Source organism: Streptomyces sp. NPDC003327, assembly GCF_053589515.1.
Window position 1 is genome coordinate 2,834 of record NZ_JBSFSA010000088.1, and the last position, 2,445, is coordinate 5,278.

At 56.6% G+C, this 2,445-nt stretch carries 1 rRNA gene (running past one end of the window); it reads left to right on the plus strand.

The features are described from left to right. A 23S ribosomal RNA gene (locus tag ACWDVG_RS31420) occupies positions 1–2,368 on the plus strand (it extends 843 nt beyond the left edge of the window). Positions 2,369–2,445 lie beyond the last annotated feature (77 nt).

Sequence of the window (2,445 nt, forward strand, 5' to 3'; positions counted from 1 at the left end):
CTTCAGTAGCACGCTCAAGACCCGAAGCGGAGTGATCTAGCCATGGGCAGGTTGAAGCGGAGGTAAGACTTCGTGGAGGACCGAACCCACCAGGGTTGAAAACCTGGGGGATGACCTGTGGTTAGGGGTGAAAGGCCAATCAAACTCCGTGATAGCTGGTTCTCCCCGAAATGCATTTAGGTGCAGCGTCGTGTGTTTCTTGCCGGAGGTAGAGCACTGGATAGGCGATGGGCCCTACCGGGTTACTGACCTTAGCCAAACTCCGAATGCCGGTAAGTGAGAGCGCGGCAGTGAGACTGTGGGGGATAAGCTCCATGGTCGAGAGGGAAACAGCCCAGAGCATCGACTAAGGCCCCTAAGCGTACGCTAAGTGGGAAAGGATGTGGAGTCGCAGAGACAACCAGGAGGTTGGCTTAGAAGCAGCCACCCTTGAAAGAGTGCGTAATAGCTCACTGGTCAAGTGATTCCGCGCCGACAATGTAGCGGGGCTCAAGCGTACCGCCGAAGTCGTGTCATTGCAGCTTTAGCCCCAACGGGTGCTGTGATGGGTAGGGGAGCGTCGTGTGCCGGGTGAAGCAGCCGCGGAAGCGAGTTGTGGACGGTTCACGAGTGAGAATGCAGGCATGAGTAGCGATACACACGTGAGAAACGTGTGCGCCGATTGACTAAGGGTTCCTGGGTCAAGCTGATCTGCCCAGGGTAAGTCGGGACCTAAGGCGAGGCCGACAGGCGTAGTCGATGGACAACCGGTTGATATTCCGGTACCCGCTTTGAAACGCCCAATATCGAATCAGGCGATGCTAAGTCCGTGAAGCCGCCCCGGAGCCTTCGGGCAAAGGGGAGTGGTGGAGCCGACGAACCAGACTTGTAGTAGGTAAGCGATGGGGTGACGCAGGAAGGTAGTCCAGCCCGGGCGGTGGTTGTCCCGGGGTAAGGGTGTAGGGCGTGTGATAGGCAAATCCGTCACACATATAGCCTGAGACCTGATGCCGAGCCGATTGTGGTGAAGTGGATGATCCTATGCTGTCGAGAAAAGCCTCTAGCGAGTTTCATGGCGGCCCGTACCCTAAACCGACTCAGGTGGTCAGGTAGAGAATACCGAGGCGTTCGGGTGAACTATGGTTAAGGAACTCGGCAAAATGCCCCCGTAACTTCGGGAGAAGGGGGGCCACGTCTGGTGATCGGATTTACTCCGTGAGCTGGGGGTGGCCGCAGAGACCAGCGAGAAGCGACTGTTTACTAAAAACACAGGTCCGTGCGAAGCCGTAAGGCGATGTATACGGACTGACGCCTGCCCGGTGCTGGAACGTTAAGGGGACCGGTTAGTGACCTTTCGGGGTTGCGAAGCTGAGAACTTAAGCGCCAGTAAACGGCGGTGGTAACTATAACCATCCTAAGGTAGCGAAATTCCTTGTCGGGTAAGTTCCGACCTGCACGAATGGCGTAACGACTTCTCGACTGTCTCAACCATAGGCCCGGTGAAATTGCACTACGAGTAAAGATGCTCGTTTCGCGCAGCAGGACGGAAAGACCCCGGGACCTTTACTACAGTTTGATATTGGTGTTCGGTTCGGCTTGTGTAGGATAGGTGGGAGACTTTGAAGCCGTGACGCCAGTCATGGTGGAGTCGCCGTTGAAATACCACTCTGGTCGTGCTGGATGTCTAACCTGGGTCCGTGATCCGGATCAGGGACAGTGTCTGATGGGTAGTTTAACTGGGGCGGTTGCCTCCCAAAGGGTAACGGAGGCGCCCAAAGGTTCCCTCAGCCTGGTTGGCAATCAGGTGTTGAGTGTAAGTGCACAAGGGAGCTTGACTGTGAGACCGACGGGTCGAGCAGGGACGAAAGTCGGGACTAGTGATCCGGCGGTGGCTTGTGGAAGCGCCGTCGCTCAACGGATAAAAGGTACCCCGGGGATAACAGGCTGATCTTCCCCAAGAGTCCATATCGACGGGATGGTTTGGCACCTCGATGTCGGCTCGTCGCATCCTGGGGCTGGAGTCGGTCCCAAGGGTTGGGCTGTTCGCCCATTAAAGCGGTACGCGAGCTGGGTTTAGAACGTCGTGAGACAGTTCGGTCCCTATCCGCTGTGCGCGTAGGAATATTGAGAAGGGCTGTCCCTAGTACGAGAGGACCGGGACGGACGAACCTCTGGTGTGCCAGTTGTCCTGCCAAGGGCATGGCTGGTTGGCTACGTTCGGAAAGGATAACCGCTGAAAGCATCTAAGCGGGAAGCCTGCTTCGAGATGAGTATTCCCACCTCCTTGAGAGGGTAAGGCTCCCAGTAGACGACTGGGTTGATAGGCCGGATGTGGAAGCCCAGTAATGGGTGGAGCTGACCGGTACTAATAGGCCGAGGGCTTGTCCTCAGTTGCTCGCGTCCACTGTGTTAGTTCTGAAGTAACGAACACGCCCCCCATGTTGTGTGTGGGTGCGCGGCGGTTCA